Source organism: Delftia sp. CH05 (assembly GCF_009827015.1).
GTDB lineage: Bacteria > Pseudomonadota > Gammaproteobacteria > Burkholderiales > Burkholderiaceae_C > Comamonas > Comamonas tsuruhatensis.
Genome location: NZ_WUMG01000106.1, coordinates 1 through 962 on the forward strand (window position 1 = coordinate 1; position 962 = coordinate 962).

Below are 962 nucleotides of genomic sequence, written 5' to 3' on the forward strand. Positions count from 1 at the left end.
GGCGCCAGCAAGCTCCTCCATCAACGCAGCAGGCTCAGCACCTGCTGGGGCAGCTGGTTGGCCTGGGCCACCATCGCCGTACCAGCCTGCTGCAGGATCTGCGTACGGCTCAGGTTCGCCGTTTCCTTGGCAAAGTCGGCATCCGTGATCCGGCTGCGCGCTGCGGAAATGTTTTCGTTCTGGATGTCGATGTTCTCCACAGCCTTCTCGAAGCGGGTCTGCAGTGCGCCCAGGTCGCCGCGCGCCGTGTTCACCTTGTCGATGGCGTTGTCGATACGCTGCATGGCTTCCCACGCGCCGGCCTGGGTGGAGATGTCCACCTTGTCGATGCCCTTGCCCTCAGTGGTCGAAATGGCAGTGAACGTAGCTGTAGCGCCAGTGATGGTCAAAGCGACACCGGTTGCGGTTCCATCGGTGTCAGCCTGTGCGCGGAAATCAATGGTACTGCCATCTTCATTCAGGTAGGCCACCACGCCGGTATCAGCGGTCTTGGCATTGATCGCGTTAATGACCTTGCCGACAGTCTCCTTGTCCGTGGAGTTCGCATCAACGGCAACAGCCGTGAACGTGGTGACCGTACCCAGCTTGCCCGTAATGGAAACTTGGACATCCGCAGTAGTGGCGGAAATAGCTGTGGACGAAGCCGTGCCCGTCGCGTAAGAAGAGTTGCCCAGGCTGTCGACCTTCACGTTGCCCAACGAGCCCACGCTGATGTTGTCGCCAGAGTTCGCACCCACCTGGAACACGCCACCCGTGAAGCTGCCTTCCAGCAGCTTCTGGCCATTGAACGTGGTGGTCTTGGCCACACGGTCCACTTCATCACGCAGTTGAGACAGCTCCGACTGCAGCGCCTCACGGTCGCTCTTGCTGTTCGTCGCGTTGGACGACTGCACCGCCAGCTCGCGCATGCGCTGCAGCATGTCGCCGACCTTGCCCAGCGCGCCTTCAGCCGTCTGTGCCAG

The 962-nt window shown here is 61.2% G+C and carries 1 protein-coding gene; it reads right to left on the reverse strand.

What is annotated here, in order from left to right:
• Nucleotides 1-20: 20 nt before the first annotated feature.
• Nucleotides 21-962 (reverse strand): flagellin (locus GRX31_RS30390; protein ID WP_160856261.1); only part of this gene is annotated, 942 nt, incomplete at its 5' end.